The organism is Pseudomonas sp. GLN_2 (genome assembly GCF_043106005.1).
Taxonomy (GTDB): domain Bacteria; phylum Pseudomonadota; class Gammaproteobacteria; order Pseudomonadales; family Pseudomonadaceae; genus Aquipseudomonas; species Aquipseudomonas alloputida.
This window is the reverse complement of sequence record NZ_JBICMC010000044.1, coordinates 23,988-50,192: the sequence shown is the minus strand read 5'-3', so window position 1 is coordinate 50,192 and position 26,205 is coordinate 23,988. Positions and strand designations below refer to the sequence as shown.

19 protein-coding genes are annotated in these 26,205 nt (G+C 62.6%); 13 read left to right on the top strand and 6 right to left on the bottom strand.

All coding sequences use genetic code 11. The features are described from left to right. Positions 1 to 51: 51 nt before the first annotated feature. The 3 genes from ACF8Q6_RS12140 to ACF8Q6_RS12130 are packed head-to-tail and all read right to left on the bottom strand — an operon-like array spanning position 52 to position 4,647. A complete protein-coding gene (locus tag ACF8Q6_RS12140) occupies positions 52 to 1,371 on the bottom strand; it encodes a TldD/PmbA family protein (RefSeq protein WP_392492703.1) in 1,320 nt (439 codons plus the stop codon). Next, positions 1,371 to 2,813: a TldD/PmbA family protein gene (locus tag ACF8Q6_RS12135; RefSeq protein ID WP_392492704.1), complete on the bottom strand. Its 1,443-nt coding sequence runs from the start codon at positions 2,811 to 2,813 to the stop codon at positions 1,371 to 1,373. The genes ACF8Q6_RS12140 and ACF8Q6_RS12135 overlap by 1 nt, the downstream gene beginning before the upstream one ends. 31 nt (positions 2,814 to 2,844) lie before the next feature. Beyond that, positions 2,845 to 4,647 carry an acyl-CoA dehydrogenase gene (locus ACF8Q6_RS12130; RefSeq protein ID WP_392492705.1) on the bottom strand — a complete coding sequence of 601 codons (1,803 nt, stop codon included), beginning with the start codon at positions 4,645 to 4,647 and terminating at the stop codon, positions 2,845 to 2,847. 141 nt (positions 4,648 to 4,788) lie between these two features. On the opposite strand from ACF8Q6_RS12130, the gene ACF8Q6_RS12125 reads away from it, so the two are divergent. Continuing rightward, on the top strand, positions 4,789 to 5,472 hold the full coding sequence (locus ACF8Q6_RS12125; protein ID WP_392492706.1) for a hypothetical protein: 684 nt from the start codon (positions 4,789 to 4,791) through the stop codon (positions 5,470 to 5,472). A 407-nt stretch (positions 5,473 to 5,879) separates the two neighbouring features. On the opposite strand, the gene putA is transcribed toward ACF8Q6_RS12125, so the two are convergent. Continuing rightward, positions 5,880 to 9,833 carry a trifunctional transcriptional regulator/proline dehydrogenase/L-glutamate gamma-semialdehyde dehydrogenase gene (gene putA / locus ACF8Q6_RS12120; protein ID WP_392492656.1) on the bottom strand — a complete coding sequence of 1,318 codons (3,954 nt, stop codon included), beginning with the start codon at positions 9,831 to 9,833 and terminating at the stop codon, positions 5,880 to 5,882. A 64-nt stretch (positions 9,834 to 9,897) separates the two neighbouring features. Beyond that, the gene (locus ACF8Q6_RS12115; RefSeq protein ID WP_392492658.1) at positions 9,898 to 10,116 is read right to left on the bottom strand and encodes a hypothetical protein; all 219 of its coding nucleotides are present in this window, start codon (positions 10,114 to 10,116) and stop codon (positions 9,898 to 9,900) included. 72 nt (positions 10,117 to 10,188) lie between these two features. Between ACF8Q6_RS12115 and putP the strand changes: the two genes are divergently transcribed. The 9 genes from putP to ACF8Q6_RS12070 all read left to right on the top strand — a co-directional run bounded on the left by putP (position 10,189) and on the right by ACF8Q6_RS12070 (position 20,943). Beyond that, on the top strand, positions 10,189 to 11,667 hold the full coding sequence (putP, locus tag ACF8Q6_RS12110) for a sodium/proline symporter PutP (protein WP_088513307.1): 1,479 nt from the start codon (positions 10,189 to 10,191) through the stop codon (positions 11,665 to 11,667). A gap of 106 nt (positions 11,668 to 11,773) precedes the next feature. Beyond that, the gene (locus ACF8Q6_RS12105) at positions 11,774 to 12,610 is read left to right on the top strand and encodes a 23S rRNA (adenine(2030)-N(6))-methyltransferase RlmJ (RefSeq protein ID WP_010955521.1); all 837 of its coding nucleotides are present in this window, start codon (positions 11,774 to 11,776) and stop codon (positions 12,608 to 12,610) included. A gap of 192 nt (positions 12,611 to 12,802) precedes the next feature. Next, positions 12,803 to 14,560 carry a carbamoyltransferase gene (locus tag ACF8Q6_RS12100; RefSeq protein WP_003249431.1) on the top strand — a complete coding sequence of 586 codons (1,758 nt, stop codon included), beginning with the start codon at positions 12,803 to 12,805 and terminating at the stop codon, positions 14,558 to 14,560. Then, positions 14,544 to 15,674 (top strand): glycosyltransferase, encoded by a 1,131-nt coding sequence (locus ACF8Q6_RS12095; RefSeq protein ID WP_392492659.1) that lies wholly within the window; start codon positions 14,544 to 14,546, stop codon positions 15,672 to 15,674. The genes ACF8Q6_RS12100 and ACF8Q6_RS12095 overlap by 17 nt, the downstream gene beginning before the upstream one ends. After that, on the top strand, positions 15,674 to 16,570 hold the full coding sequence (locus ACF8Q6_RS12090; protein ID WP_392492661.1) for an antimicrobial resistance protein Mig-14: 897 nt from the start codon (positions 15,674 to 15,676) through the stop codon (positions 16,568 to 16,570). The genes ACF8Q6_RS12095 and ACF8Q6_RS12090 overlap by 1 nt, the downstream gene beginning before the upstream one ends. Then, positions 16,567 to 17,970, top strand: a complete 1,404-nt coding sequence (locus ACF8Q6_RS12085; protein ID WP_392492662.1) for a PIG-L deacetylase family protein — start codon at positions 16,567 to 16,569, stop codon at positions 17,968 to 17,970. Before ACF8Q6_RS12090 ends, ACF8Q6_RS12085 begins: the two co-directional genes overlap by 4 nt. 48 nt (positions 17,971 to 18,018) lie before the next feature. Then, positions 18,019 to 18,975: a glycosyltransferase gene (locus ACF8Q6_RS12080; protein ID WP_003249439.1), complete on the top strand. Its 957-nt coding sequence runs from the start codon at positions 18,019 to 18,021 to the stop codon at positions 18,973 to 18,975. Positions 18,976 to 19,040: 65 nt separating this feature from the next. Further along, positions 19,041 to 19,814: a glycosyltransferase family 2 protein gene (locus ACF8Q6_RS12075; RefSeq protein ID WP_392492663.1), complete on the top strand. Its 774-nt coding sequence runs from the start codon at positions 19,041 to 19,043 to the stop codon at positions 19,812 to 19,814. 37 nt (positions 19,815 to 19,851) lie between these two features. Then, on the top strand, positions 19,852 to 20,943 hold the full coding sequence (locus ACF8Q6_RS12070) for a glycosyltransferase (protein WP_392492664.1): 1,092 nt from the start codon (positions 19,852 to 19,854) through the stop codon (positions 20,941 to 20,943). A gap of 3 nt (positions 20,944 to 20,946) precedes the next feature. Here ACF8Q6_RS12070 and ACF8Q6_RS12065 read toward each other — a convergent pair whose 3' ends face one another. Beyond that, positions 20,947 to 21,552, bottom strand: coding sequence for a toluene tolerance protein (locus ACF8Q6_RS12065; protein ID WP_392492665.1), 606 nt, complete (start codon positions 21,550 to 21,552; stop codon positions 20,947 to 20,949). Between the two features lie 100 nt (positions 21,553 to 21,652). Here ACF8Q6_RS12065 and ACF8Q6_RS12060 point away from each other — a divergent pair, with 100 nt between their 5' ends. From ACF8Q6_RS12060 to hldE, 3 genes are all read left to right on the top strand, one after another. Next, positions 21,653 to 22,828, top strand: coding sequence for an O-antigen ligase family protein (locus ACF8Q6_RS12060; protein ID WP_392492667.1), 1,176 nt, complete (start codon positions 21,653 to 21,655; stop codon positions 22,826 to 22,828). A 15-nt stretch (positions 22,829 to 22,843) separates the two neighbouring features. Beyond that, positions 22,844 to 24,652 (top strand): lipid A export permease/ATP-binding protein MsbA, encoded by a 1,809-nt coding sequence (gene msbA / locus ACF8Q6_RS12055; RefSeq protein WP_392492669.1) that lies wholly within the window; start codon positions 22,844 to 22,846, stop codon positions 24,650 to 24,652. 130 nt (positions 24,653 to 24,782) lie between these two features. Continuing rightward, positions 24,783 to 26,204 carry a bifunctional D-glycero-beta-D-manno-heptose-7-phosphate kinase/D-glycero-beta-D-manno-heptose 1-phosphate adenylyltransferase HldE gene (gene hldE, locus ACF8Q6_RS12050; protein ID WP_003249449.1) on the top strand — a complete coding sequence of 474 codons (1,422 nt, stop codon included), beginning with the start codon at positions 24,783 to 24,785 and terminating at the stop codon, positions 26,202 to 26,204. Position 26,205 lies beyond the last annotated feature (1 nt).

The following is a 26,205-nucleotide window of genomic DNA, read 5'->3' as shown; positions in this document are numbered from 1 at the left end:
ACGCGTTCCTTGTAGGCGCGGCTTTAGCTGCGAAAGGGCCGGCAAGTCCAGTCACAATGTCAGGGTCAGGCCTTTGACCAGTGCCCCGGGCAAATGACTCGACCCGGTACTGCGCTGTCCATAAGTACTGGTCGACAGGATCATCTCGCGCTCCTGGGTCAGGTCCTCCAGCTGGCTGCCCAGCAAGCTGTACAAGCTGTCATCGAAGCGCATGGTACTCACCGGCCCCTGGATCTGCCCGTCTTCTACCCAGAAAGTGGCGAAGCGGGTCAGCCCGGTCATGCGCGCCGCTGGCAGGTCCGAGTAGTTCAGGTACCACAGGTTGCTGATGTACAGCCCGGTGCCTAGACGCTCAAGGATCTGCGCACTGGCCAGATTGCCCGGCGCCAGGCTGAGCGCACAGGGCGACTCGTAGCCGTCGGCGCCATTGGCCTGCAGCTCGAACTCGGCCGCACTGCGCGCACTGATCAACCGCTGCCGGGCCTCACCTTGCTGGATCAGCGGCACATCCAGGCGCGGCGCACCTTCATCGGAAAATGCCGGGCTAAGCGAGCCGCTGACCTGCTCGGTAAAACTGACCAGCGGGCTAAGCCGTGCATCGCCGTTGTACAGGCGCTGCAGAGCGCTGTTGCCAGTGGCCAGGGCCTGCGCGGAAAAACCGCCCCAGCACAACATGCCGGCGATCTCGTCCATCGCTGCCGGCGCGAGGAAAGCGCGGTAGCTGCCTGGCTTGAGGGTCACCGCCGGGCGTCCAAGAAAGCCCAACTGCTCCCGCGCCTGGCGCAGGCGTGCGCTGAAGTCGTCAGCGTTCCACAGCTGGCCGGCATAGTTGGCTTTCACCGCTTCGCCGTTTGGGTGGAACACGCTCCAATCGAAGTTGAAGCTGTTGGCCTGGTGCCAGCCGAACGCGCCGTACGAGCTGGCGAAGCCCCGGCAGACCGGGCCAGCGGCGTATATACCGACCAGGTCCAGGTCACCGGCATCACGCTCCAGCAGTGCCAGCACTTCGTTCAGGTCTGGCAGCCCGTGCGCTTGGTGGCTATGGCTGTGCCAGGGGCTCTCGTCCAGGCGCAGGTAAGGGTCGACGGCGAGTAGCGGCAGTGTCTGGCGCAGCTGCTCCAGGGCATCCGCCAGGCGTTGGCGATCCAGCTGCGCATCGCCACTCAAGGTCACCTGCTGTTCCGCCTGGCGCCCATCGCGCACCAGCCGCAGTTGCGCGTTGGCCTGGCTGACTTCGCCGGCCTGGCGCACCTTGGCATGGTTGAAACGCACGAACTGCGATTGCTCGGCACTGTAACCGAGGGTGAACTGCTCGCCCGCCTGAAGGGCGGCGTGCACCTCCCCGACCAGGGTTTCGAAAGCGTGCTTCATCAGGCGTCTCCTCCGAATACATCGATCTGGCGGAACACACAGGCCGGCGAGGCGTGGCCGACCCGCACCACCTGATTGGGTTCGCCCTTGCCACAGTTGGGCGTGCCCAGCACCTGGAAGGTACTGTGATCGCCAACCGCCGACAGGTTGCGCCAGAACTGCGCGGAGATGCCGCGGTAGTTGGGGTTCTTGACGATGCCCTTGAGCTCGCCATTTTCAATCAACTGGCCCCATTCGCAGCCGAACTGGAACTTGTTGCGCGCATCGTCGATGGACCAGGAACGGTTGGTACGCATTAGGATGCCCTGCTCGATGCCTACGACCAGTTGCTCGAAAGACTGGTCGCCCGGCTCGATGTTGAGGTTGGCCATGCGGTCGATTGGCGCGCGGTTCCAGCCGCAGGCACGGCTGTTGGCCACGCCGTCCAGGCCGGAGCGGAACTGCGACAGCGCGCCACCCAGCGGGCGCAGCAGCAGGCCGTCGCGTATCAGGAATGCTTTGCTGGCCGGGGTGCCGTCGTCGTCATGACTGTAGCTGGCCAGCTCTTCGCCAATGGTCGGGTCGAAGGTCACGTTCAGCAGGCTGGAGCCGTACTGCAGGTGGCCGAAGTCGCTGGCTTTGACGAAGCTGGTGCCGGCGTAGTTGCGCTCGTCGCCGAGAATGCGGTCCATCTCCAGCGGGTGGCCGATGGATTCGTGAATCTGCAGCATCATCTGGTCCGGCATCAACAGCAGGTCACGCGGGCCACTGGGGGTGTTCGGTGCCAGCAGCAGTTGCAGTGCTTCGTCGGCCACCCGACTGGCCGCGCCGACCAGGCCGCAGCGCTCGATGATCTCGAAACCACCCTGTTGGCCGAAGTTATCGCGGCCCAGGCTGCGGCTTTGGCTGTCCTGGCCGTCGCTGGCGGTCACCCCCAGGCCCGGGAACAGGAAACGCTGGGCATGGCGCAGTTCGGCGCCGGCCGAGTTCAGGTAGGTTTGCTCGACCAGGCTCAGCCCCAGGCTGGCCTGCCAGTCCACCAAACGGCTGTCCTTGGGCACGCTGGCCGATTCGGCGGCGAGCAGGCCAAGGCAGTCGGCGAGGCTGGGCACGGGTTGGTCGAAGTTGGGCGAAACATGGTCGTGGCGTGCACTGGTCACGGCGTGTTCGCGCAGGTCCAGCAGGCTATGCCGGGCGATCTGCCGCGCCAGCGCCTCGGCTTGCTCAAGCGCGCGCTGCAGGCCCGCCTGGGACAGGTCGGCGGTGGCAGCGTAGGCCTCCACGCCATTGACCCGCACGGTGAGCATGGCGCCCTCATCCTGGCTGAAGAAGGGTGGTTCGGCGACGTTGCGGCGCACCGAAAGCGCCTGGTGAGACTGTTTCACATGGCGCAGGGAAAACAACTCGGCCGTACTGCGCAGCGCAGCAAAGCGCTGGCGCAGCAGGGCGCTGGAATCGAACATGCGGATGCCTCCGTGTACACGGTGGCTCCCCCTAGAACCACCCGTCTTGCATGCCGAGGCAGGTATCGTCGTGTGCCTCGAGCAATGCCAGCTCATTATGGCAGCCCGGTACTTCCCAGGTCAGGAAATAACGCGCAGCTTGCAGCTTGCCGAGGTAGAAGTCGCGATCAGCAGCGGTTCCCTTGAGCAGACCAAGTTCGGCGTGAACCGCCTGCTCCAACCAGCGCCAGCCGATCACGCAGTGGCCGAAGGCCTTGAGGTACAAGGCAGAGTTGGCCAAGGCACCAGCGACTTTGCCTTGGGCGAGGTCACCGAGCAGGACCAGGGTGACCCCCTGCAGGCGGTTGGCCAGTTGCTCCAGCGGCTGACGCAGTGGGTCAAGGTTCGGGTGATGGCTGGCACGTTCGCAGGTGGTGGCGATCAGGCGGATCAGCTGCTTGAGGCCGGCACCATTGTGCTGTGCCAGCTTGCGACCGAGCAGATCGAGCGACTGGATACCCTCGGTACCTTCGTGGATCGGGTTCAAGCGGTTGTCACGGAAGTACTGCTCCACCGGGTATTCGCGGGTGTAGCCGTGGCCGCCAAGAATCTGGATCGCCAATTCGTTGGCCTTGAGGCAGAACGCCGAGGGCCAGGATTTGACGATCGGGGTCAGCAGGTCGAGTAGGTCCTGCGCCAGCTTGCGGGTGTTTTCGTCAGCGGCCGTATGGGTGTCGTCGAACAGGCGCGCGGCGTACAGGCCCAGGTCAAAGGCGCCTTCTACGTAGGCCTTCTGCGCCAGAAGCATGCGCTTCACATCCGTGTGCTCGATGATCGGCACCGCCGGGCTGTGTGGGTCCTTGTTGTCTGGCAGCCGGCCCTGCGGCCGCTGGCGAGCGTATTCCAGGGAGTAAAGGTAGCCGGCGTAACCCAGCATCACCGCGCCCATGCCTACGCCTATCCGCGCCTCGTTCATCATCTGGAACATGCAGGCCAGGCCTTGGTGCGGCTGGCCGACCAGATAGCCGACGCACTGGCCATTGTCGCCGAAGTTCAGCGCGGTCGAGGTGGTGCCGCGCCAGCCCATCTTGTGGAACAGCCCGGCCAGCAGCACATCGTTGCGCGGGCCACGGCTGCCGTCCGGGTTTACGTGGTACTTGGGCACGATGAACAGCGAAATGCCCTTGACCCCGGGCGGGGCGTCCGGAAGCTTGGCCAGCACCATGTGCACGATGTTTTCCGACAGTTCGTGGTCGCCGCCGGAAATGAAGATCTTGTTGCCTTTGAGCCGGTAGCTGCCGTCGGCTGCTGGTTCGGCGCGGGTGCGGATGTCGGCCAGCGACGAGCCGGCGTGGGGTTCGGTCAGCGCCATGGTGCCGAAGTAGCGGCCCTCGATCATCGGTTGCAGGAACAGGCGCTTCTGTTCATCGGAGCCGAAGCTCTCGATCAGGTTGGCCGCGCCCATGGTCAGGAACGGGTAGGCCGTGGTGCCAGCGTTGGCGGCCTGGAAGTGGGCGAAGCAGGCTTGCGAGATCAGGCTGGGCAGCTGCATGCCGCCGACCTCGAAGTCCCGGTTGGCGTTGAGGAAGCCGGCTTCGAGGAAGGCATCGACGGCGGGCTTCACCTCGGGAATCAGCTCGGCGCGGCCGTCCACGTAGCGTGGTTCGTTTTCGTCGGCCTTGCGGTTGTGCGGGGCGAAATACTTTTCGGCGATGGTGCGGGCGGTGGTCAGTGCCGCATCGAAGGTTTCACGGCTGTGCTCGGCGAAGCGCGGGCGTTGGGTCAGGGCTTCGGCGTCGAGGACTTCGTAGAGCTCGAAGGCGAGGTTGCGGGGGCTGAGCAAGGTCTCGGGCATGGTGGCGGTCCTGAGGCGGGATGCTGCGAGTTTAGGAGCGTGGTGAGACTGGGGACAGGTTAATAGGTTTGCGTGATATGGGTTGAGAACGCCGGGAGCCTGCCGGTTATTGGTGAAACCAACGCAAGGTCAGGTCGTGTAATGCCTGCTCGGGAGAATATAGAGACGTTTCCCACTATCCCGATCGGATATGGACTGCTGCGGACCGAATATCAGTTGGCCTTGAATGTGCGTTTTGGTGTTCACAAGGAAACGTTTCAGATGAGTGATGCCCACCTCGCTGACTTGGCTGAAGCCAACGGCAACCAGGTTCCCTTCTTCGTAGTCTCACCCATGAAATTTGGTGTAATGACTTTCTTTACCTTGGGCTTCTACTGGGTTTATTGCTTCTATCAAAGTTGGAGTCTGCATAGAGAGAAAACGGGAGAGCGCGTAAGTCCGCTCTGGCGAAGCGCTTTTGCAGTGTTCTTCATCTATCCATTATTGAGAAGGGCAAATGACCATATTCGCGACTCAGGTAAAGCCTATCCGTGGTCCATCCTGGGGCTCACGCTGGGCTATTACGGTTTTTGCGTTGTCTGGGTGGCTGCCAGCGTCGTGTTGGAAGGCCAACTGTGGCCGGCCTATTTTGCGGGCGTAGCCATTCAGGCAACTTGGCTGATCATTCTGGTGTTCATGCAGAAGGGCATCAATTTCAGTGCGGGTGACAAAGAAGGGAAGGCCAACAGCCGGTTCACGCTGGCCAATTGGCTTTGGATGCTGCTGGGTATTGCGCTTATGGCAGCACAGCTGTTTGCTTTGATTGCGCTTTCACCAATGGTTTGAGCAATTTTTGGCCGGAGCTCTGTCTGAGGGGAGCTCCGGATAGTCCCCGATCCACACCGCGCTTCCGCTTTCCTTGAAGACAATACGATGCTGGGGTAGAAGCCTCCTGCAAGGCTATTTTATATGTCTGTCTGGACGGGTCCTTTCGCGGGTAAACCCTACAGCGGCCTGTGTCCAACCCCCGACCTGTGTCCGGCACTGATCCGGTGTAGGAGCGGGTTTACCCGCGAAAGGACCGGCCCAGGCAGCCGAGAATCTCCAGGGGATAAACGGTAACAATAGAAGACACCAAGTCACCGTTGGCATGACCACGTTTTGGTGAGCACCTGTTAGTCCAGCCCCTGCTTCAGGACATGCATAAAAAAGGAGAGCCGAGGCTCTCCTTGTTCTTCAACAACCCTCAGCCATTAGCCAATGGTCATCAGGCTGGCGTTACCGCCTGCCGCCGCAGTGTTCACGCTCACCGCGCGCTCGATGACCAGGCGCTCCAGCGCAATCTGGTGATCACCGCTGGACAGCCCGTGCACCCCAACGATCGCCCCGGCACGCTTGGCCACCTGCTGGCATACGCCGCGCAGCTGGTCCGAGTCGCCATGGTGGATCACGGCGTCGAACGCCACTTCATCCTTGTTCCAGTCCGCGACCAGCTTCACCTTGGCCTGCAGCTCACGTGGCAGGCGGGCGCGCAGGGCCTTGCCCGGTTCACCGTCAACCCACACCGCCGAGCTGCCAACGGCCAGTACTGCGGCGAACTGCGCCAGCAGGTCGGCTTCGTTGTCGGCCAGGCACAGCACGTGCTCACGCGGCAGAATGGTGTAGCTGTTGCGCTCGCCGGTCGGGCCAGGCAGCAGGCGGGCGATGCCGCTCTGCGACTGGCTGGCGAACTGGCTGCACAGCGCGGCCAGGTCGGCCAGCTGGTTGCTCTCGGCCCAGGCCTTCAGGCCGTGCAGCGGCTTGACCAGCTGTTCGTGCAGGGTGCGGTCCGGCTTGCCTTCGCCGTCCTGCTGCTGGAAGTGGCGGCCGATGGCGTCGGCCGGGCGGGTCGACAGCAGGCGGTAGAGGTACAGCGGGCCGCCGGCTTTCGGGCCGGTGCCCGACAGGCCTTCACCACCGAACGGCTGCACGCCCACCACTGCACCCACAATGTTGCGGTTGACGTACATGTTGCCGGCGTTGGCGGTTTCCACCACCTTGGCGATGGTCTCGTCGATACGGGTGTGCACGCCGAGGGTCAGGCCGTAGCCTGAGTTGTTGATCTGCTCGATCAGCTGGTCCAGATTGCGGCGGTTGTAGCGCACCACGTGCAGCACGGGGCCGAAGATTTCGCGCTTCAGCTCGTCGAAGCTGTCCAGCTCGATCAGGGTTGGCATGACGAAGGTGCCACGCTTGATCTCGGCAGCATCGGCAATAGCGACTTGGTAGACCGGGCGGCCTTTCTCGCGCATGCCCTGGATGTGCTTCTCGATGCCAGCCTTGGCTTCGGCATCGATCACCGGGCCGATGTCCACGGCCAGGCGGTCCGGGCAGCCCAGGCGGCTTTCAGCCATGGCGCCCTTGAGCATCTCGATTACGCGGTCGGCGGAGTCTTCCTGCAAGCACAGTACGCGCAGGGCCGAGCAACGCTGGCCGGCACTGTCGAAGGCCGAGGACACCACGTCGATCACGACCTGTTCGGTCAGTGCCGAGGAGTCGACGATCATCGCGTTCTGGCCGCCGGTTTCGGCGATCAGCGGGATCGGGCGGCCCTGGTTGTCCAGACGGCCAGCGACGTTGCGCTGCAGCAGGCGGGCCACTTCAGTGGAGCCGGTGAACATCACACCTTTGACGCGTTCGTCCCCGACCAGGCCGGCTCCGACGGTTTCACCGCGGCCAGGCAGCAGCTGCAGCACGCCTTCTGGAATGCCAGCTTCCAGCAGCAGGCGCACGGCCTGGGCGGCGATCAGTGGGGTTTGCTCGGCAGGCTTGGCCAGTACCGGGTTGCCGGCAGCCAGGGCTGCGGCCACCTGGCCGGTGAAGATCGCCAGCGGGAAGTTCCATGGGCTGATGCACACCACAGGGCCCAGTGGGCGGTGGGCGTCGTTGCTGAAGTCATTACGTGCCTGCACCGCGTAGTAGCGCAGGAAGTCCACGGCTTCACGCACTTCGGCAATGGCGTTGGCGAAGGTCTTGCCGGCCTCGCGGATGAGCAGGCCCATCAGCGGCTGGATCTCGGCCTCCATCAGGTCGGCGGTGCGCTCCAGAATGGCAGCACGCTCGGCTGGCGGGGTGGCCTGCCAGATCGGTGCGGCATTCAGTGCGCACTGGATGGCGTTGTCCACGTCGGCAACGGTGGCCTCCTGCACATGGCCGACGACGTCGCGGTGGTCAGCCGGGTTCAGCACCGGTGCGGCAGCGCTCTCGCTGGCGGCGCAGGCCAGTAGCGGGGCAGCCTTCCAGTCATTGTGAGCGGTGGCCAGCATGGCGCAGGACAGCGATGCCAGGCGGTGTTCGTTGGCCATGTCGATACCGGCCGAGTTGGCCCGTTCGGTGCCATACAGGTCGCGCGGCAGGGGAATGCGTGGGTGCGGCAGGCCGATACTGCCTTCCTGGGTACCCATGCGCTCGATGCTGGCCACCGGGTCGGCGACCAGTTCCTGGATGGAAATCGAGTGGTCGGCAATGCGGTTGACGAACGAGGTGTTCGCGCCGTTTTCCAGCAGGCGGCGCACCAGGTAGGCCAGCAGCGTTTCATGGGTGCCGACCGGTGCATATACGCGGCACGGGCGGTTCAGCTTGCCATCGGCAATCTTGCCGACCACTTGCTCGTACAGCGGCTCGCCCATGCCGTGCAGGCACTGGAACTCGTACTGGCCCGGGTAATAGTTCTGCCCGGCAATGTGGTAGATGGCCGACAGGGTGTGGGCGTTGTGGGTGGCGAACTGCGGGTAGATGGCTTCTGGCACGGCCAGCAGCTTGCGGGCGCAGGCGACGTAGGACACGTCGGTGTACACCTTGCGGGTATAGACCGGGTAGCCTTCCAGGCCTTCGACCTGGGCACGCTTGATCTCGCTGTCCCAGTAGGCGCCTTTTACCAGGCGGATCATCAGGCGGTGGCGGCTGCGTTTGGCCAGATCGATGACGTAGTCGATCACGTACGGGCAGCGCTTCTGGTAGGCCTGGATAACGAAGCCGATGCCGTTCCAGCCAGCCAGGGATGGCTCGAAGCACAGGCGTTCGAGCAGGTCCAGCGAAAGCTCCAGGCGGTCGGCTTCTTCGGCGTCGATGTTAAGGCCGATGTCGTACTGCTTGGCCAGCAGGGTCAGCGACAGCAGGCGCGGATACAGCTCTTCCATCACGCGCTCGTACTGGGCGCGGCTGTAGCGCGGGTGCAGTGCCGACAGCTTGATCGAGATACCTGGGCCTTCATAGATGCCACGGCCATGCGAGGCCTTGCCGATCGAGTGGATGGCCTGCTCGTAGGACGCCAGGTACTTCTGCGCGTCGTGCTCGGTCAGTGCGGCTTCGCCGAGCATGTCGTAGGAGTAACGGAAGCCTTTGGACTCGAAACGGCTGGCATTGGCCAGGGCTTCGGCAATGGTCTCGCCGGTGACGAACTGCTCACCCATCAGGCGCATGGCCATGTCGACGCCCTTGCGGATCATCGGTTCGCCGCTCTTGCCGATGATGCGGGTGAGCGAGGAGGTGAGGCCGGTTTCGTTATGGGTGCTGACCAGCTTGCCGGTCAGCAGCAGCCCCCAGGTGGCGGCGTTGACGAACAGTGACGGGCTGTTGCCCAGGTGCGGCTGCCAGTTGCCGGTACTGATCTTGTCGCGGATCAGCGCATCACGGGTACCTTTGTCGGGGATACGCAGCAGGGCTTCGGCCAGGCACATCAGCGCCACGCCTTCCTGAGACGACAGCGAGAATTCCTGCAGCAGGCCCTGGACGATACCGGCACGGCCGCCGGCGCTTTTCTGATTGCGCAGCTTTTCGGCAATGCCCGCGGCCAGTTTGTTGGTGGCTTCGGCCAGTGGCGCGCTCAGGCGCGCCTGCTCCAGCAGCATCGGCACCACCTCCTGCTCCGGTCGGCGGTAGGCAGCGGTGATCGCCGAGCGCAGTACCGACTGCGGCAAGATGCTTTCGGCAAATTCGAGGAAGCACTGGTGGCTGTGATCGGCCTGGATTTCACCGGCATCGTCGGCCGGGTTGCTGGTATGACCGTTGAGTTCGGTCAGGGTGGCGCCACCCTCGAGCTTCTCCAGATAGTTGAAGATCGCTTGCTTGATCAACCAGTGCGGCGTGCGGTCAATGGACTGCGCAGCTGCTTTGAGTCGCTCACGGGTCGGGTCGTCGAGTTTGACCCCAAGGGTGGTAGTCGCCATTTCTTATCCTCGTTATTGCCACGGTTGTGGCCTAAGCTGGCGTCAAGAGTATCTGTAGGACAATTCAGGTGCAACCAGGTGCAACCCGAATTTTTCGTGTGAAAGGTGCAACTCGTCCGACAGCTATTCCCATACCCTGAAAAGGGGCGTTTTCGGTGCGATTTATTCTGAAAAAGCGGTTTTTTGCTCCCGAAAGGAGCAAGAAACGGGCTTTGTCGGAAAATGCACGGGCGGGTGCAACTTGCAAAACAAAAATGGTTGCACCTTCTTTGCGTTGTTGCATAGCATTCGCCGCCTGGGTGCAACCGCCATCGCTGCAGTTGCGCATGATAAAAACAAACGCCAGGGCACACGCATGGGCAATCCACTAACGATCACCTTTGTGATCTACATCGCAGCAATGGTGCTGATCGGCTTCGCCGCCTATCGCGCTACCAACAACCTTTCCGATTACATTTTGGGCGGTCGCAGCCTCGGTAGCGTGGTTACCGCGCTGTCTGCCGGTGCCTCCGACATGAGTGGCTGGCTGCTGATGGGCCTGCCTGGTGCCATCTACTTCGCGGGCCTGTCCGAGGCCTGGATCGCCATCGGCCTGACAGTGGGTGCCTACCTGAACTGGCTGTTCGTGGCGGGCCGGCTGCGCGTGCAGACCGAGCACAACGGTGACGCGCTGACCCTGCCGGACTACTTCTCCAGCCGTTTCGAAGACAATACCGGGCTGCTGCGTATCATTTCCGCCATCGTCATCCTGGTGTTCTTCACCATCTACTGTGCCTCCGGCATCGTGGCCGGTGCCCGTCTGTTCGAGAGCACCTTCGGCATGTCGTACGAAACCGCTTTGTGGGCTGGTGCAGCGGCGACCATCGCCTATACCTTCGTGGGTGGCTTCCTGGCGGTGAGCTGGACCGATACCGTACAGGCGTCGCTGATGATCTTCGCGCTGATCCTGACCCCGGTAATCGTGCTGATCTCCACCGGTGGCTTCGACCAGACCTTCGCCGCTATCGAGGCGGTGAACCCGGCGAACTTCGACATGCTCAAGGGTGCCACCTTCATCGGCATCATCTCGCTGATGGGCTGGGGCCTGGGTTACTTCGGCCAGCCGCATATCCTGGCGCGCTTCATGGCCGCTGATTCGGTGAAGTCCATCGCCAAGGCGCGCCGCATTTCCATGACCTGGATGATCCTGTGCCTGGCGGGTACCTGTGCCGTTGGCTTCTTCGGCATTGCCTACTTCTCGGCCCATCCTGAACTGGCAGGCCCGGTTAGCGAGAACCACGAACGTGTGTTCATCGAGCTGGCCAAGATCCTGTTCAACCCATGGATTGCGGGTGTCCTGCTGTCGGCCATCCTGGCCGCAGTCATGAGTACCCTGAGCTGCCAGCTGCTGGTGTGCTCCAGCGCCCTGACCGAAGACTTCTACAAAGCCTTCCTGCGCAAGAATGCTTCGCAGGTCGAACTGGTGTGGGTCGGCCGTCTGATGGTGCTGGCCGTGGCCCTGATCGCCATCGCCATGGCCGCCAACCCGGAAAACCGCGTGCTGGGCCTGGTGGCTTATGCCTGGGCTGGCTTCGGTGCCGCCTTCGGCCCGGTGGTGCTGATTTCGGTGCTGTGGAAAGGCATGACCCGTAACGGTGCGCTGGCCGGTATCGTGGTGGGTGCGCTGACGGTGATCCTGTGGAAGAACTTCGACACCCTCGGGTTGTACGAAATCATCCCGGGCTTCCTGTTCGCCAGCATCGCCATTGTTCTGGTGAGCAAGCTGGGCAGCCCTTCGCAGGCGATGGTCAAGCGCTTCGAAGCGGCTGATGCGGCGTATCACGCCGACAAGTAACACCCGTTGAATTGGCGGCGCCTGCTTTGCGGGTGCCGCCAATCAGCAGCCAGGCCTGACTCCGCCTGCAAGGCAAGGTAAACTTGCCGCCTTCGCAGGAGTTGCCATGAACTATCGTCACGCCTTCCACGCCGGCAACCACGCCGACGTCCTCAAACACATCGTGCTGACCCGCCTCATCGCCCTGATGTCGCGCAAGGAGCAGCCGTTCGCCTATATCGACACCCACGCAGGGCTCGGCCTGTACGACCTGCAGGGCGACCAGGCAAGCCGTACCGGCGAGTACCTGGAAGGCGTAGCCCGCCTGTGGAATCGCGATGACCTACCGGCCATGGCCGACGACTACCTGCGCATCATCAAGCGCCTGAATGCCGATGGCGAACTGCGCTACTACCCGGGGTCGCCCGAACTGGCCCGTCGCCTGATGCGCCAGCAGGACCGCGCCCTGCTCAACGAGAAGCACCCCGAAGACGGGCCGCTCCTTAAAGAAAACATGAAAAAAGACCCGCGCGTGACCGTGCACCTGGGTGAAGGCTGGCATGTGCCGCGGGCCTTGCTGCCGGTGCAGGAAAAGCGCGCTATCATGCTGATCGACCCGCCGTTCGAGCAGGCCGATGAGCTCAAGCGCTGCACCACGGCCATGAAAGAGGCGATCGGCCGCATGCGCCAGACCGTTGCGGCCATCTGGTACCCGATCAAGGACCAGCGCTCGCTGACCCGCTACTACCAGGACCTGACCAGCACTGGCGCGCCAAAGCTGCTGCGGGTCGAGCTGTATGTGCATCACCAGGACAGCCCGCAGGGCCTGAATGGTTCGGGCCTGGCCATCGCCAACCCGCCGTGGGGGCTGGAGGATGAGCTTAAAGAACTGCTGCCATGGCTGGCCAAAGAGTTGGCACAGACCGCCGGTAGTTACCGCATGGACTGGCTGATCGCCGAGTAAACCTGTAGGCGCGGGTTTACCCGCGAACACCGGTTACGCCGGTGCCATCCACCGCGGTGCCTGCATCGCGGGTGAACCCGCTCCTACAAGGGGGCGGTGTGCCTCCAATGTTTGCGTTATAATCCCGCCCTTTAGCCGCCATCCGCCCAAGAGGCCGCTGGCGCATTTTTACCGAATGAAGAGGCTAATCCCTTGGCATTGACGATTCTTGGCCTGTCCGGCGCCCTTAGCCATGACCCTTCCGCGGCCCTGTACATTGACGGCAAGCTGATTGCCGCCGCCGAAGAAGAGCGCTTCGTGCGTGACAAGCATGCGAAGAACCGCATGCCCTACGAGTCGGCGAAGTTCTGCCTGGAACAGGCAGGCATCAAGCCGTCCGACGTCGACGTGGTAGCCATCCCGTTCGCCCCGATCAGCCTGTTCGGCAAGGCGCGGTGGCACTATGCCAAGCGCTATTGGTACGCCCCGGATCGTGCACTCGATGCCATCCTGATGGGCAACCGTCGCTACAAGCGCTATCGCAAGAAGATCGTCTGGTGCCTGGAGCAGCTGGGCTTCGACCCGAAAAAGGTCAAGATCGAGCCCGTCGAGCACCACCTGGCTCACGCTTCCAGTGCTTATCACTGTTCGGGCTTCAAGGAAAAAACCGCAATCCTCGGCATCGACGGCAAGGGCGAGTACGCCACCACCTTCTTTGGCTACGGCGAAAACGGCAAGATCCACAAGATCAAGGAGTTCTTCGACCCGGACTCGCTGGGTGGCCTTTACGGTGCCATCACCGAGTTCCTGGGCTTCGAAATGCTCGATGGCGAGTTCAAGGTCATGGGCATGGCGCCGTATGGCGACGCCAGCAAGTATGATTTCTCGCGTCTGGCCAGCTTCGAAAACGGCGAATTGGTCATCAACACCGAGTACGCCAACGTTATCGGCCTGCGCCGTTACAAAGAGAAGGGCAAGGGCTTCTACTTCTCGCCAAAGCTGATCGAATGGCTGGGCCCCAAGCGCGAAGGCGACATCGCCGACGAGCCGTACATCCATTACGCCGCCAGCATGCAGGCGCTGTTCGAGAAACTGGCGCTGCAGATGATCGACCATTACCTGGGCGACACCCTGCGTGAAACCGGCAAGCTGGCCTTCGCCGGCGGCTGTGCGCTGAACGTCAAGCTCAACCAGAAGATCATCGCCCGTCCGGACGTGAAAGAGCTGTTCGTCCAGCCGGCCTCCGGTGACGCCGGGACTGCCGTTGGCGCCGCTGCCTATGTTTCCCACGCCCGTGGCGTTCCGGTCGAGAAGATGGAGCACGTCTACCTCGGCCCGTCGTACTCCAACGAAGACGTGATCGCCGCCTGCGCCCGTCACCCGAACCAGCCAAAGTGGCGCAAACTCGAGAACATGCCGCAGCAGATCGCCCAGATCATGGTCGATGGCAACCCGGTAGCCTGGTTCCAGGGCCGCATGGAGTTCGGGCCGCGTGCCCTGGGTGGCCGATCGATCATCGGCTGCCCAAGCGTGGAAGGCGTGGCTGACCGCATCAACCACCAGATCAAGTTCCGCGAACGCTGGAGACCTTTCTGCCCGTCGATGCTCGATACTGTCGCCCCGCAGATGATCAAGGTCGACCATCCCGCGCCGTTCATGACCTTCACCTTCGAAGTCGCTGAAGAGTGGAAAACCCGCGTGCCGGAAGTGGTGCACGAGGACGGCACTTCGCGTGCCCAGGTGCTCAAGCGCGAGTACAACCCGCGCTACTACGACATGATGAAGGCACTGGAAGACCTGACGGGCAACGGCGTGTCGCTGAACACCTCGCTGAACCGTCGTGGTGAACCGATGATCTGCTCGCCGACCGATGCCCTGAACATGTTCTTCGGCTCGGACCTGCAGTACCTGATCATGGAAGACATCCTGGTTGTGAAGGACGGCGCGGCCCCGTATGACCAGCCGCTCTGAACCGCGCATCCTGCAGTTCTGCCATGGCTATGACGGGCCGTTCCTGGACTGCGCCCGTCAGTACGCCAGCCTGTTTCAGGGGCGTGGGTACCAAGTGACCACGGTGTTCCTCACCGGCGTCGCCGATGCGCAGGTGGCGGCTGGCTGTGCGTCGGACGAGGTGCTGTTCCTTGAGTTCAGTTCCAAGGCCGTGCGTGGCCTGAAACTCGGCGCCATCCGCGCATTGCGGCGCATTGCGGCCGAGCGCAATTTCGCTTTCTGCATCGCCCACCGCTTCAAGCCGATCTACGTTGCCCTGCTGGGGACCGGCCTGCCGGTGATTGGTGTGCACCATGCCTTTGGCGACTACCAGCGCAAAGGCCGCCGCCTGTTCGCGAACCTGTTCAGCAAGCGTCTGAGCCTGTTGGGTGTTTCGGACGCGGTACGTGACGATATGCGCCGTTGCTTGCCGCAGTGGCCGGCCGAACGCATCCAGACCCTGTACAACCGCATCGACATCGACGCCCTGCAAGCAGCCCTGGTGCCGCGCACTGACGCACGCCAGGCATTGGGCCTGGATCCTCAGGCGTGGATCGTCGGCAATGTCGGGCGCCTGCACCCGGACAAGGACCAGGCCACCCTGTTGCGCGGTTTTGCCCAGGCTCTGCCGGGGCTGCCGGCTGGCGCCCGCCTGGCAATCCTCGGCAAGGGGCGTCTGGAGGCCAGGCTCAAGGCGTTGGCCGCCGAGCTTGGTATTGCCGGGCAAGTCGACTTTCTTGGCCAGGTACCGGATGCGCGCCGTTATTTCCAGGCTTTCGACGTGTTCGCGTTGAGTTCCGATCACGAGCCGTTCGGCATGGTCCTGCTCGAAGCGATGGTTGCCGGTGTACCGGTGTTGGCCACGGCCTGTGGCGGTGCCCGCGAAGTGGTCGAGGGCGTTGGCGTGCTGTTCCCGCTGGGCGACGCCGCGCAGCTGGCCCAGGGCCTGCAGCACATGGCCGTACTGGACGCTGGGCAGCGCCAGGCCTGTGCCAGGCACATGCTGCAGCGCCTGGGTGAGCGTTTCTCTGACCAGGCGGTGCGCGAGGCCTTCTGGCAACTCCCACAGGTGCGCGCGTTGGTGGGGCAGGCCTGATGCTCAATCGTATCCAGGCCTTCCGCGAACGCGGTTGGCAAGCTATCGATGCCAAGGCTTATGCCCAGGCGTGGGCGCGCTTTGGCGGCAGTGTTGCCACCCATCCGCTGGTGGTCGAGCAATTGGCGGACCTGGCACAGATCCCGGTGCGTTACCTGGGCTGGCACCAGGCTGGCGAGCTGAAAGCCGCCATCCCGGCCTGGGGGCGTCACCTGGCGCTGTCCAAGGACGTGCTGAAGCGTGCTGGCAAGAAGGCCCTGTTCGACCTCGGTAATGCCGAGATCATTCTGCCGGCGGCGTCTGATGCCGCTGCGCCGTTGCGCCATACAATGCGTTACCTGTCCGAACTGAACCAGGGCCGCTTCAGCGGCCTCAAGGCGCAGAAGGAGCAGTTGGCCATGGCCCGGGCGCCTGAAGACCTGTCGAAGAAGTTCCGCTACAACCAGCGCCGTGAACTGCGCCTGCTGGAAGAGGCGGGTGGTGTGGTACGCCCGATCAGCGACTTCAGTGCCCAGGAAATCGCCAGCATGTACTGCGACCTGTTCCTGCGCCGCTGGGGGTTCCCGGCCACCGGTGCCGAGCGTATGGCCGATGTGCTGAGCCGCTTGCGCGAGCTGCTGATCGGCTCGGTGCTGCTGCTGGACGGTAAACCGATTGCCATCCAGCTGGTGTACCGCGTCGAAGCGCCGGAGTGGATCAGCGTCGAGTACATCAATGGCGGCGTCGACCCTGAAACCAAGGCCTTCAGCCCAGGCAGCGTGCTGAGCTTCCTCAATACTCAGGCCGCCTGGGAAGACGCCCGGGCGCGCAACAAGCCGCTGCGGTTCTCGTTCGGCCGTGCTGACCGTGAGTACAAGGACCGCTGGTGCAACCCTGTGCCGGTGTATCAAGCGTGAGCCGCAAGCAGCAGTTGCTCAAGCGCCACCGGCGCAACAAACGCCTGGGGCTGCTGGCGGGCCTGGTTGCGCTGGTCGCCCTCGGTGTTTTCAGCTGGTGGTGGATGCCACTGCTGTTGTTGCCGCTGCTCTGGGCTGCCCATGAGGCCTGGTTTGCCGACCACCTGTTCTATGCACCGGGTGAGGACTATGCCTACGACTTCGGCGATCAGGTGCAGCAGGTTCCTGCCACCCTGCACGATGGCTGGCTCAAGGCTGATTGCACGTTGCAGGGCGGCGAAACCCTTGTGCTTGAGCTGCGGCTAAAAAGCAGCTGGTTGGGGCGCTTTCTCGACCCTCGGGTCGAGCTGCTGGCTGGCGAACAGGCCGATCGGCAAGCGTTCGAGCGTGGCGTCGATGGGGTGCGCTTCCTTAACCTGACCGGCCTTGCTGCGCCGCTGCAGGCCGGTAGGTTGCGACTGCGCGGCCGGCATTGTCGGCTGCAGGGTAAGCTGCGCCTGTGGATAACACCTTCGGTCGAGCTGCAGCGGCGCCGAGTGATGGTGATCGCACCACATGCCGACGACGCCGAGTTGGCGGCGTATGGTTTGTACAGCCAGGCCGACGAAAGCTGGGTGGTGACCCTGACCGCTGGTGAGATAGAGGCCGAGCACTACCAGCAGATGGGCCTGGCAAAGGCTGAGGCCGCGCGCCTGAAGGGGCGCCTGCGTGCCTGGGACAGCATCGCCGTGCCGCGTTGGGCCGGGGTGCCGGAGTCGCATTGTATACAGCTGGGCTACTTTTGCCTGCAGCTGCCTGCCATGCAGGCCGCCCCCGACCAGCCGGCCGCCTCACGTGAAGCCGACCTGGCCGATATCCGCGTGTTCCGCCAGTTCAACCCGTTCCCGTTACCGGGCGACCGTGATGGCGCACCCACCTGGCATAACCTGCTGGCCGACCTGCGAGCCTTGCTGGAGCGGGCCAAGCCAGAGGTCCTGGTGATGCCGCACCCGCAGCTAGACCCCCATCCGGACCATATCTGCGCTCAGGCGGCGGTGCTGGAAGCCTTGCAAGGTATGGCCTGGCAGCCGCAAACCTTGCTGTGTTACGCCAACCACCTGCACGATAACGACCGCTGGCCGATGGGCGACAGTGGCGATGGCGTGGCTTTACCGCCGCAATTGAGCGCTGCCCAGGCCTGGGCACCCTGCAGCCTGGTGCTGGACTGCGCGACCCAGCGCGACAAGGCCATGGCCCTGGGCATGATGCACGACCTGCAGCCGCCGGCACCGTTCAAGCGCCGCCTGCGCCGTCTGCTGCAACGCTGGCTTGCCGGGCGACAGCCATCGCCTTTTGGGGAGAACGAATTCTTCCGCAAGGCCGTGCGCCGACACGAACTGTTCTGGCGGCGTGAGCTGTAAGCACGCCCCATGGTTGACCGCGAAGGCGCAGAGCGCCCAAGGAAAGCAATGAAAGTCCTATTTCTGGTGCAGAAGGAACAGCGGGCGATTCTTGACCGCCTGTACGATGGCGTCGCGGCCAACTGCGAGTGCGACCTGCGCTGGCTGACCAGCCAGGATCAGCGCAACCTGCGCCGTTACTTCAAGCGTGAGGTGCAAGTCGAGCGCTATGACCGCATCGTGTTCTTCCTGCGTTTCAAGCAGGAGATCCGCCAGGTGGCCTTCATCCGCACTGTGCCGAACCTGGTGATTCTCGAGCATGACGCCTACCAGAACTACATCCCGTGCAAGTACACCGGCAAGTTCAGCGCTCATTACCGTCAGTTGCCATGGGCACGGGTGATCAGCTCCGGCTACATGGTCAGCGAGCGCTTGCGCCAGGAAGGTTTCGATGCGGTGTTCGTGCCCAAGGGCTATGACGAGCAGTTGCTGGCCGACCAAGGGCGTGAGCGTGATATCGAATTGGCCTTTGTCGGCAGCGTCAACAGCGTGGCCTACAGCGGCCGCAAGGCACTGCTGGACGAGTTGGGGCAGGTCGAGAACCTGCTGGTAACCCGTACCAAGTCGGGCGAGGACTACTGCAACACGCTCAACCGTATTCGTTTCTTCGTCAGTGCCGATGTCGGCATGGGCGAATACATGATCAAGAACTTCGAAGCCATGGCCTGTGGCTGTGTGTTGCTGGCATACGATCAGGGCGAGGAAGAGAACCGTGCGCTGGGCCTGCAAGACATGCACAACGTGGTGTTCTATGACAACATCCCGACCCTTCAGGAGAAGCTCCGTCGTTTGCGCGCGAACCCCGAGTTAGCCCGGCAGATTGCAGAAAATGGCCGCCATCTGGCGGTTTCCCGTTTTAGTTTCGGCGCAGTTGGACGTAGCATCGTCGACCACATGCGCCCGGCGCTCAGGCCCCACCCGCCATTGTCTGCATGGCAGCGGCTGCGTCTGAAGCTGGGCATCTAAACAAGAGCTTTCACGCCCAGGAGCGGGTTGTTGAAGGCCGATAGTCGTAATGCGGAGGGAATCCGGTGCGCTTTTCAAATGAGAGTGACGTCACGCTTGTCGTGACCAGTTGTGGGCGGTTCGATCTGCTCAAAGACACCCTTGAGAGTTTCGATCGCTACAACACCGCGCCCATTCGCGAGGTATTCATCACCGAAGACTCGGGCGATGATGCTGTGCACGCCGCTGTGCCCGCGCACTGGAAGCCGCACTGCAAGGTGTTCGTCAACCGGCCCAAACTTGGCCAGTTGCCGTCTATCGACCTGGCCTATAGCCAGGTCAAGACGCCGTACATTTTTCACTGCGAAGACGACTGGCAATTCTATCGCCAAGGCTTTGTCGAAGACTCGCAGGCCATCCTGGATGTCAGTCCCAACCTCTTGCAGGTGTGGTTGCGCAGCCATGCCCACGACCTGGCCATCCACAGCCCGTACATCCACTTGGGCGATCGCCAGGTGATCGCCGGGGTGCCGTGCTATCCGCTGCTGTCCGACAAGGCCGAGTGGCAGGCGTTCTCGCTCAACCCTGGGCTGCGCCGATTGAGCGATTACCAGCGCTGTGCGCCATTTGCCGCCTATGCTGGAGAAAAGGCGCTTTCCCGTCGCTACGCTGAGTTAAATCTGACAGCGGTCACCTTGGAGGGTGACGCAGTATTGCACACTGGATTCGGCAATCACGTGACCTTGCCCATTGAAGTGGAGCGTAAGGCCAAGCGTCGTCAGCGTGATCGGTTGAAGCTGGCATTGACGCTGGTTGCGGGGGCCTTGATCGGCATGGGAATCACCATTTTTGTTCAATGAAGTCGCTGTCCCACCTGACTTGAGCGGGAGAGGGCCCATGAACATCGTCAATATGATGTGGGCGGGTGGAACGCCTTACATGTCCATCCACAAGGTGCACCGGCAGGTTTTGTCGAACGCGGGTGCCGATGCCCGGATCAGTAACTGGCTGCTGCTGGGGAGCGGGCTCTGCTGTGGGCTCGGTTCGACCCGGGAATGGCATATGCCCTCACGTGCGCTCAAAGGGCGGCACTTGTGGCGCTTGCTGCGCCCGTGGCTGCGTATGCGCTTGCGCAAGGCATTGGCCGAGGCCGGGGCAGAAGTGGTGCTGCTCGATGGTATTGGCGTCGCCCGGTTGGTGCTGCCGTTGTTGCAGCGCATCGGGCACGTACGTGCCAAGGTACTGTTCCACGGCAAGACGCGTCTGCATGCCAGCGATATCCGCTTGTTGCAGAGTTTTCCGTCCGAGCGTCTGAGTATCGCGGCGGTATCACAGACGTTGGCCGAGTCGCTGGAGCGTGACCTGGGCAGGCCGGTGCAGACGCTGCGCATGGCGCTCGACCCGCTTGCATTCGTCGAGCCTTTGCTGAACCGGGACCAGGCCAGGCAGGCGCTGAAGTTGCCTCAGGGCGCCGAGGTGATGCTGGGGGCGGTAGGGCGACTGGTAGAGAGCAAAGGCTTCGAAATGCTGATCGAGGCATTCGCCAGGGCCAGTGCACGGCAACCGGGCTTGCAGCTGGCGATCATTGGCGAGGGGCCGCAGCATGCCGTGCTGCAGCAGCGTATCGACGCGTTGGGCCTGGCCGAGCGCGTTCATCTGCGCGGTCACCGCGAAGACCTGCAGCAGCTGTATCGGGCATTCGACTGGCTATTGGTACCTTCGCGTTCCGAAGGCCTGGGGCTTGTGGTGCAAGAGGCGGTGATGGCCGACGTACCGGTGGTGTGCAGCGACCTGGAGGTGTTCCGCGAGCAGTTGCGCGACACGGGTGGCTACCTGCCGGTTGCCGACGAAAGCGCCTGGGCTGAGGCGATCGAGCGCTGTGCGGAGCTCAGTGCATCGACGATCGCCGCGAAGCAGCGCCAGGCACTGGCACCGGAGCAGGCCTGGCAGGCGTTCTGCAGCGGCTCGCAGAGCCTGTTGCGCAGTTGACGCTCAGCGTGTCAGCAAGGCTGCCTCGAAGGCGGCAAGGGGGAACCGGTCGCCCAGGTTCTCCCGCTCGATATAGCGCACCATGTGCTGCACATTGCGTCGAATCATGCGGGCTGACAGTGGCGGGCGCAGAAAGCGCATGTCGGCCACGTCGATCAAGCCCAGACGCTGGTCGGGGGTGACCACCACGTTGCCCAAGTGCAGCGAGCGGAAATAAACGCCGCTGCGGTGCAACTGGCGGATCAGTTCGATCAGGTGTGGCAGGTAAGTGTCCCAGCTGAAGCCGTCATCGCGCGACATCTGCAGCAGCGTTCGCCCGGGTAGCGGGCGATACAGCACCGCGGTGCGGCCCGGCAGGTCGAGCTTGTGCTGGCTGATCACTTCGAGGGTAGGGATGCCCAGTTGCGCCAGGCGTGCGGCGTTATCGACGAAGCGCTGCGAGTAAGGACGTAGCAGTGCAGATGAAATCAGCCGCTTCCTACGAAAAACCTTGAGGAAATTTCCATCGGTGAGCAGGTAGACTTTGGCGCCATGGCTGTCTGCCTCAAGCACCTGTGCGCCGAGTGTCAGCTGATCGAAGTCGACCTGGGTGAGCCGGGAGCATTGCATGAATAGAGCCTTGTCGTCTGGCGAGCAAAATGACCGGCAATAATGCCGAAAATAATGCTGTAGCACCATGGATGGTGTTTCTGATTCATCGGGGGAAAGGATGTTGTATCAAAAAAACTGGGCACAAGCGTGGTTAGGTTTGGGCCTGGTCTGGTTCCTGGCGGCGATTGCCCTGGCACCCAGCAACAAGGTTTATCAGCAAGGTCTGGTGTTGTTCTTGTGGCTGCCAACGCTGGTATTGGCCTGGTCGGCCCGAGGTGTGCTGGTGCAAGCCTGGAGGCGGCAACCGGCGCTGTGGGGGAGTGTGCTGCTGCTGTTGGCCTGGAGCGGCCTGAGCCTGGCATGGTCGCCCGCCGAGGAGCCTATGCGCGAGCTCAAGCGCTTGCTCTACATCCTGGTGTTCCTGCTGGCGTTTCCGCTGTTGGCCCAGCTTGGCCAAGCCCGTATTCGTCAGTTATTGCTGCTTGGCAGCGCACTGCTGGCTATCGCTGCGTTGGTGTCCATCATCAAGTTCTACGGGGTGCAGCGTGCGCCTCTGCTGTTCAGGCTGGCGGGAATCGGCGAAATATCCCACCCTATCCTGGGGGCTTATGTCATTGGTTCGGCCTTGCTCTTGATACTCTACGAGCCACCTCGGCGACGTGGCTTGCAGGTGGTGTGGCTGGCGGTCCTGGCTTGCCTGGGGGCCTTCGCCATGCTCAGCCAGAGCCGTGGTGCGGTTCTGGCACTGGTGATTACCGTGGTGATGGCGCCGTTGTGGTTCCGTGACCGCCACAGCCGGGCGTTCTCTGTTCTGGCGCTGCTTGCCACCGGCCTGGCCTTTTTGGCCGTGTACGACGTTATCGCCCAACGGGGCTCGTCCTATCGGCCGGAAATTTTCCATGCTGTGGTCCAGATGATTGCCGCGCACCCTTGGACTGGTCTTGGCCTGGGGGCTGATTACGGGGTGAACGCCGTCGGCATGCACTTCGATCACACCCACAACATGTTCACCCATGTTGCCGTTGAGATGGGCTTGCCCGGCATGTTGATGTGGGTAATGGTGTGGCTGTTCACGCTGGGCGAAATCGTGCGCGCGCGTGGCACCCTGTTCGGCAAGGTCCTGCTGGGCTTCTGGATCTACTCGACCCTGGCCATGCAGTTCGATGCCGCCAGCCTCACCGGTACGCCACGTGCCGAATGGTTCATCAGCTGGCTGCCGGTGGGCCTTGCCATGTTGCTGCCATGGGGGCGTGCCGAAAATGACGCCTGTGGTAAAATTGCCGGTTCAACCTGAACAGCGAGCTCGATAATGGCCGAAACACCGCGACCAGCGGAGCACACCTCCAGCCTGAAGATCTACTTCCGGCTGTTGAGCTATGTGAAACCCTATGTCGGCATTTTCCTGCTGAGCATTGTCGGTTTCGTGATCTTTGCCTCGACCCAGCCAATGCTGGCCGGCATTCTCAAGTACTTCGTCGATGGGCTGAGCAACCCCGAAGCGGTATTGTTCCCCAACGTCCCCTACCTGCGTGACCTGCAATTGCTGCAGGCGGTGCCGCTGCTGATCATCCTGATCGCTGCGTGGCAGGGCCTGGGCTCATTCCTCGGCAACTATTTCCTGGCCAAGGTCTCTCTGAGCCTGGTGCATGACCTGCGGGTGGCATTGTTCAACAAGCTGCTGGTGTTGCCCAACCGCTATTTCGACAACCACAACTCCGGGCACCTGATTTCGCGCATTACCTTCAATGTGACCATGGTCACCGGCGCCGCTACCGACGCCATCAAGGTGGTGATCCGCGAAGGCCTGACCGTGGTGTTCCTGTTTGCCTACCTGCTTTGGATGAACTGGCACCTGACCCTGGTGATGGTCGCCATCTTGCCGGTGATCGCGGTTATGGTCAGCATCGCCAGCAAGAAATTCCGCAAGCAGAGCAAGAAGATCCAGGTAGCCATGGGCGACGTCACCCACGTTGCCTCGGAAACCATCCAGGGTTACCGCGTGGTCCGTAGCTTCGGTGGCGAGGCCTACGAGCAGCAGCGATTCGGCCAGGCCAGCCAGAGCAACACCGACAAGCAACTGCGCATGACCAAGACCGGCTCGCTGTACACGCCGATGCTTCAGCTGGTGATCTACAGCGCCATGGCTGCGCTGATGTTCCTGGTACTGTTCCTCCGCGGGGACTCCACTGCCGGTGACCTGGTGGCGTATATCACCGCTGCCGGCCTGCTGCCCAAGCCGATTCGCCAGTTGTCGGAAGTCAGCTCGACCATCCAGAAGGGCCTGGCAGGTGCCGAGAGCATCTTCGAGCAACTGGACGAAGCGCCTGAAGTGGACACTGGTACGGTCGAGAAGGAGCGCGTGGAAGGGCGTCTGGAAGTGCGTAACCTGAGCTTCACCTACCCGGGTACTGAGCGTGAAGTGTTGAGCAATATCAGTTTTGTTGCCGAGCCCGGGCAGATGATCGCCCTGGTCGGCCGCTCCGGCAGTGGCAAGTCTACGCTTGCGGCCCTGATCCCGCGCTTCTATCACCACGACAAGGGGCAGATCCTGCTCGATGGCGTGGAGATCGAGCACTATCGCCTTCGCAACCTGCGTCGCCATGTTTCGCAAGTCACCCAGCATGTCACCCTGTTCAACGACACCGTGGCCAACAACATCGCGTATGGCGATCTGGCCGGCGCGCCGCGCGCAGACATCGAAGCCGCCGCGGCCGATGCCTATGCCAAGGAATTCGTCGACCGGCTGCCAAAGGGCTTCGATACCGAAGTGGGTGAGAACGGTGTACTGCTGTCCGGTGGCCAGCGCCAGCGCCTGGCAATTGCCCGTGCGCTGCTTAAAAACGCGCCGTTGCTGATCCTCGATGAAGCGACTTCGGCGTTGGATACCGAGTCCGAGCGGCATATCCAGGCCGCCCTGGATCACGTGATGCAAGGCCGTACCACGCTGGTGATTGCCCATCGGCTGTCGACCATCGAGAAGGCTGACCAGATCCTGGTCATGGACCAGGGCCGCCTGGTCGAGCGCGGTACTCACACCGAGCTGCTTGCGGCTAATGGCCATTATGCCCGTCTGCATGCCATGGGGCTGGATGAGCCGGCCAAGGCCGATATCACCTGAACCCTCCTTGATCGGGGCCGTCATGGCCCCGATTGTCACGGGAATTTTCCAGGGATGATCTGGCCATAAAGCCATTGACTACCCTGTGCTAATATCCTGCCCCTGTTCATTATTTCCATATGGGTTGCCCATGAAGTTGTCCATGCCGCGTTTCGATCAAGCCCCGGTACTGGTGGTCGGCGATGTCATGCTCGACCGCTACTGGCATGGCGGTACTTCGCGTATTTCGCCTGAAGCGCCAGTCCCGGTGGTCAAGGTCGATCAGATCGAGGATCGCCCCGGCGGCGCGGCCAACGTTGCCTTGAACATTGCTGCGCTGGGCGCGCCGGCTTCGCTGATCGGCGTTACCGGCCAGGATGAGGCTGCCGACAGCCTGGCCAACAGCCTGCAGGCTGCCGGTGTCCGTTCGGTGTTCCAGCGCATCGCGCACCAGCCGACTATCGTCAAGCTGCGGGTCATGAGCCGTCACCAGCAGCTGCTGCGTATCGATTTCGAAGAGCCGTTCGCCACCGACCCACTGTCGCTGGGCGCGGAGGTCGACAGCCTGCTCGAAGGCGTCAAGGTGCTGGTCCTGTCCGACTACGGCAAAGGTGCACTGAAAAATCACCAGAACCTGATCCAGGCGGCGCGGGCCAAGGGCATTCCGGTGCTGGCCGACCCCAAGGGCAAGGACTTTTCCATCTACCGTGGCGCCAGCCTGATTACCCCGAACCTCAGCGAGTTCGAGACCATCGTTGGCCGTTGCGTCGATGAGGCCGAACTGGTTGCCAAGGGCTTGCAGTTGCTGCAGGACCTGGACCTGGGCGCCCTGCTGGTCACCCGTGGCGAGCATGGCATGACCCTGCTGCGCGTTGGTCAGCCGGCGTTGCACCTGCCAGCGCGAGCACGCGAAGTGTTCGATGTGACCGGTGCCGGCGATACTGTCATTTCCACCCTTGCCGCGGCCATTGCCGCGGGTGAGGACCTGCCCCATGCGGTGGCCCTGGCCAATCTGGCGGCGGGCATTGTGGTCGGCAAGCTGGGTACGGCTGCCATCAGCGCCCCTGAGCTGCGCCGGGCCATCCAGCGTGAGGAAGGCTCCGAACGCGGCGTGCTGGGCCTTGAGCAACTGTTGCTGGCCATTGATGACGCGCGGGCGCACAACGAGAAGATCGTCTTTACCAATGGCTGCTTCGACATCCTGCATGCCGGGCATGTCACCTACCTGGAACAGGCGCGGGCCCAGGGTGATCGCCTGATCGTTGCGGTAAACGACGATGCCTCGGTAAGCCGCCTGAAAGGGCCGGGCCGGCCGATCAACAGCGTTGACCGGCGTATGGCCGTGCTGGCCGGTTTGGGCGCGGTGGACTGGGTGATCAGTTTCCCGGAAGGTACCCCGGAAAACCTACTAAGCCAGGTCAAGCCGGATGTGTTGGTCAAGGGCGGAGACTATGGCATCGATCAGGTGGTTGGCGCTGATATCGTCAAGGGTTATGGCGGCACCGTGAAGGTGCTGGGGCTGGTCGAGAACAGCTCGACCACAGCGATTGTCGAGAAAATTCGCAAGAACTGAT

Coding starts and splice junctions, on each gene's coding strand:
- ACF8Q6_RS12140 (WP_392492703.1), bottom strand. CDS start 1,371: ATGAAGCACGCTTTCGAAACCCTGGTCGGGGAGGTGCACGCCGCCCTT.
- ACF8Q6_RS12135 (WP_392492704.1), bottom strand. CDS start 2,813: ATGTTCGATTCCAGCGCCCTGCTGCGCCAGCGCTTTGCTGCGCTGCGC.
- ACF8Q6_RS12130 (WP_392492705.1), bottom strand. CDS start 4,647: ATGCCCGAGACCTTGCTCAGCCCCCGCAACCTCGCCTTCGAGCTCTAC.
- ACF8Q6_RS12125 (WP_392492706.1), top strand. CDS start 4,789: ATGCCTGCTCGGGAGAATATAGAGACGTTTCCCACTATCCCGATCGGA.
- putA (WP_392492656.1), bottom strand. CDS start 9,833: ATGGCGACTACCACCCTTGGGGTCAAACTCGACGACCCGACCCGTGAG.
- ACF8Q6_RS12115 (WP_392492658.1), bottom strand. CDS start 10,116: ATGCAACAACGCAAAGAAGGTGCAACCATTTTTGTTTTGCAAGTTGCA.
- putP (WP_088513307.1), top strand. CDS start 10,189: ATGGGCAATCCACTAACGATCACCTTTGTGATCTACATCGCAGCAATG.
- ACF8Q6_RS12105 (WP_010955521.1), top strand. CDS start 11,774: ATGAACTATCGTCACGCCTTCCACGCCGGCAACCACGCCGACGTCCTC.
- ACF8Q6_RS12095 (WP_392492659.1), top strand. CDS start 14,544: ATGACCAGCCGCTCTGAACCGCGCATCCTGCAGTTCTGCCATGGCTAT.
- ACF8Q6_RS12090 (WP_392492661.1), top strand. CDS start 15,674: ATGCTCAATCGTATCCAGGCCTTCCGCGAACGCGGTTGGCAAGCTATC.
- ACF8Q6_RS12080 (WP_003249439.1), top strand. CDS start 18,019: ATGAAAGTCCTATTTCTGGTGCAGAAGGAACAGCGGGCGATTCTTGAC.
- ACF8Q6_RS12070 (WP_392492664.1), top strand. CDS start 19,852: ATGAACATCGTCAATATGATGTGGGCGGGTGGAACGCCTTACATGTCC.
- ACF8Q6_RS12065 (WP_392492665.1), bottom strand. CDS start 21,552: ATGCAATGCTCCCGGCTCACCCAGGTCGACTTCGATCAGCTGACACTC.
- ACF8Q6_RS12060 (WP_392492667.1), top strand. CDS start 21,653: ATGTTGTATCAAAAAAACTGGGCACAAGCGTGGTTAGGTTTGGGCCTG.
- msbA (WP_392492669.1), top strand. CDS start 22,844: ATGGCCGAAACACCGCGACCAGCGGAGCACACCTCCAGCCTGAAGATC.
- hldE (WP_003249449.1), top strand. CDS start 24,783: ATGAAGTTGTCCATGCCGCGTTTCGATCAAGCCCCGGTACTGGTGGTC.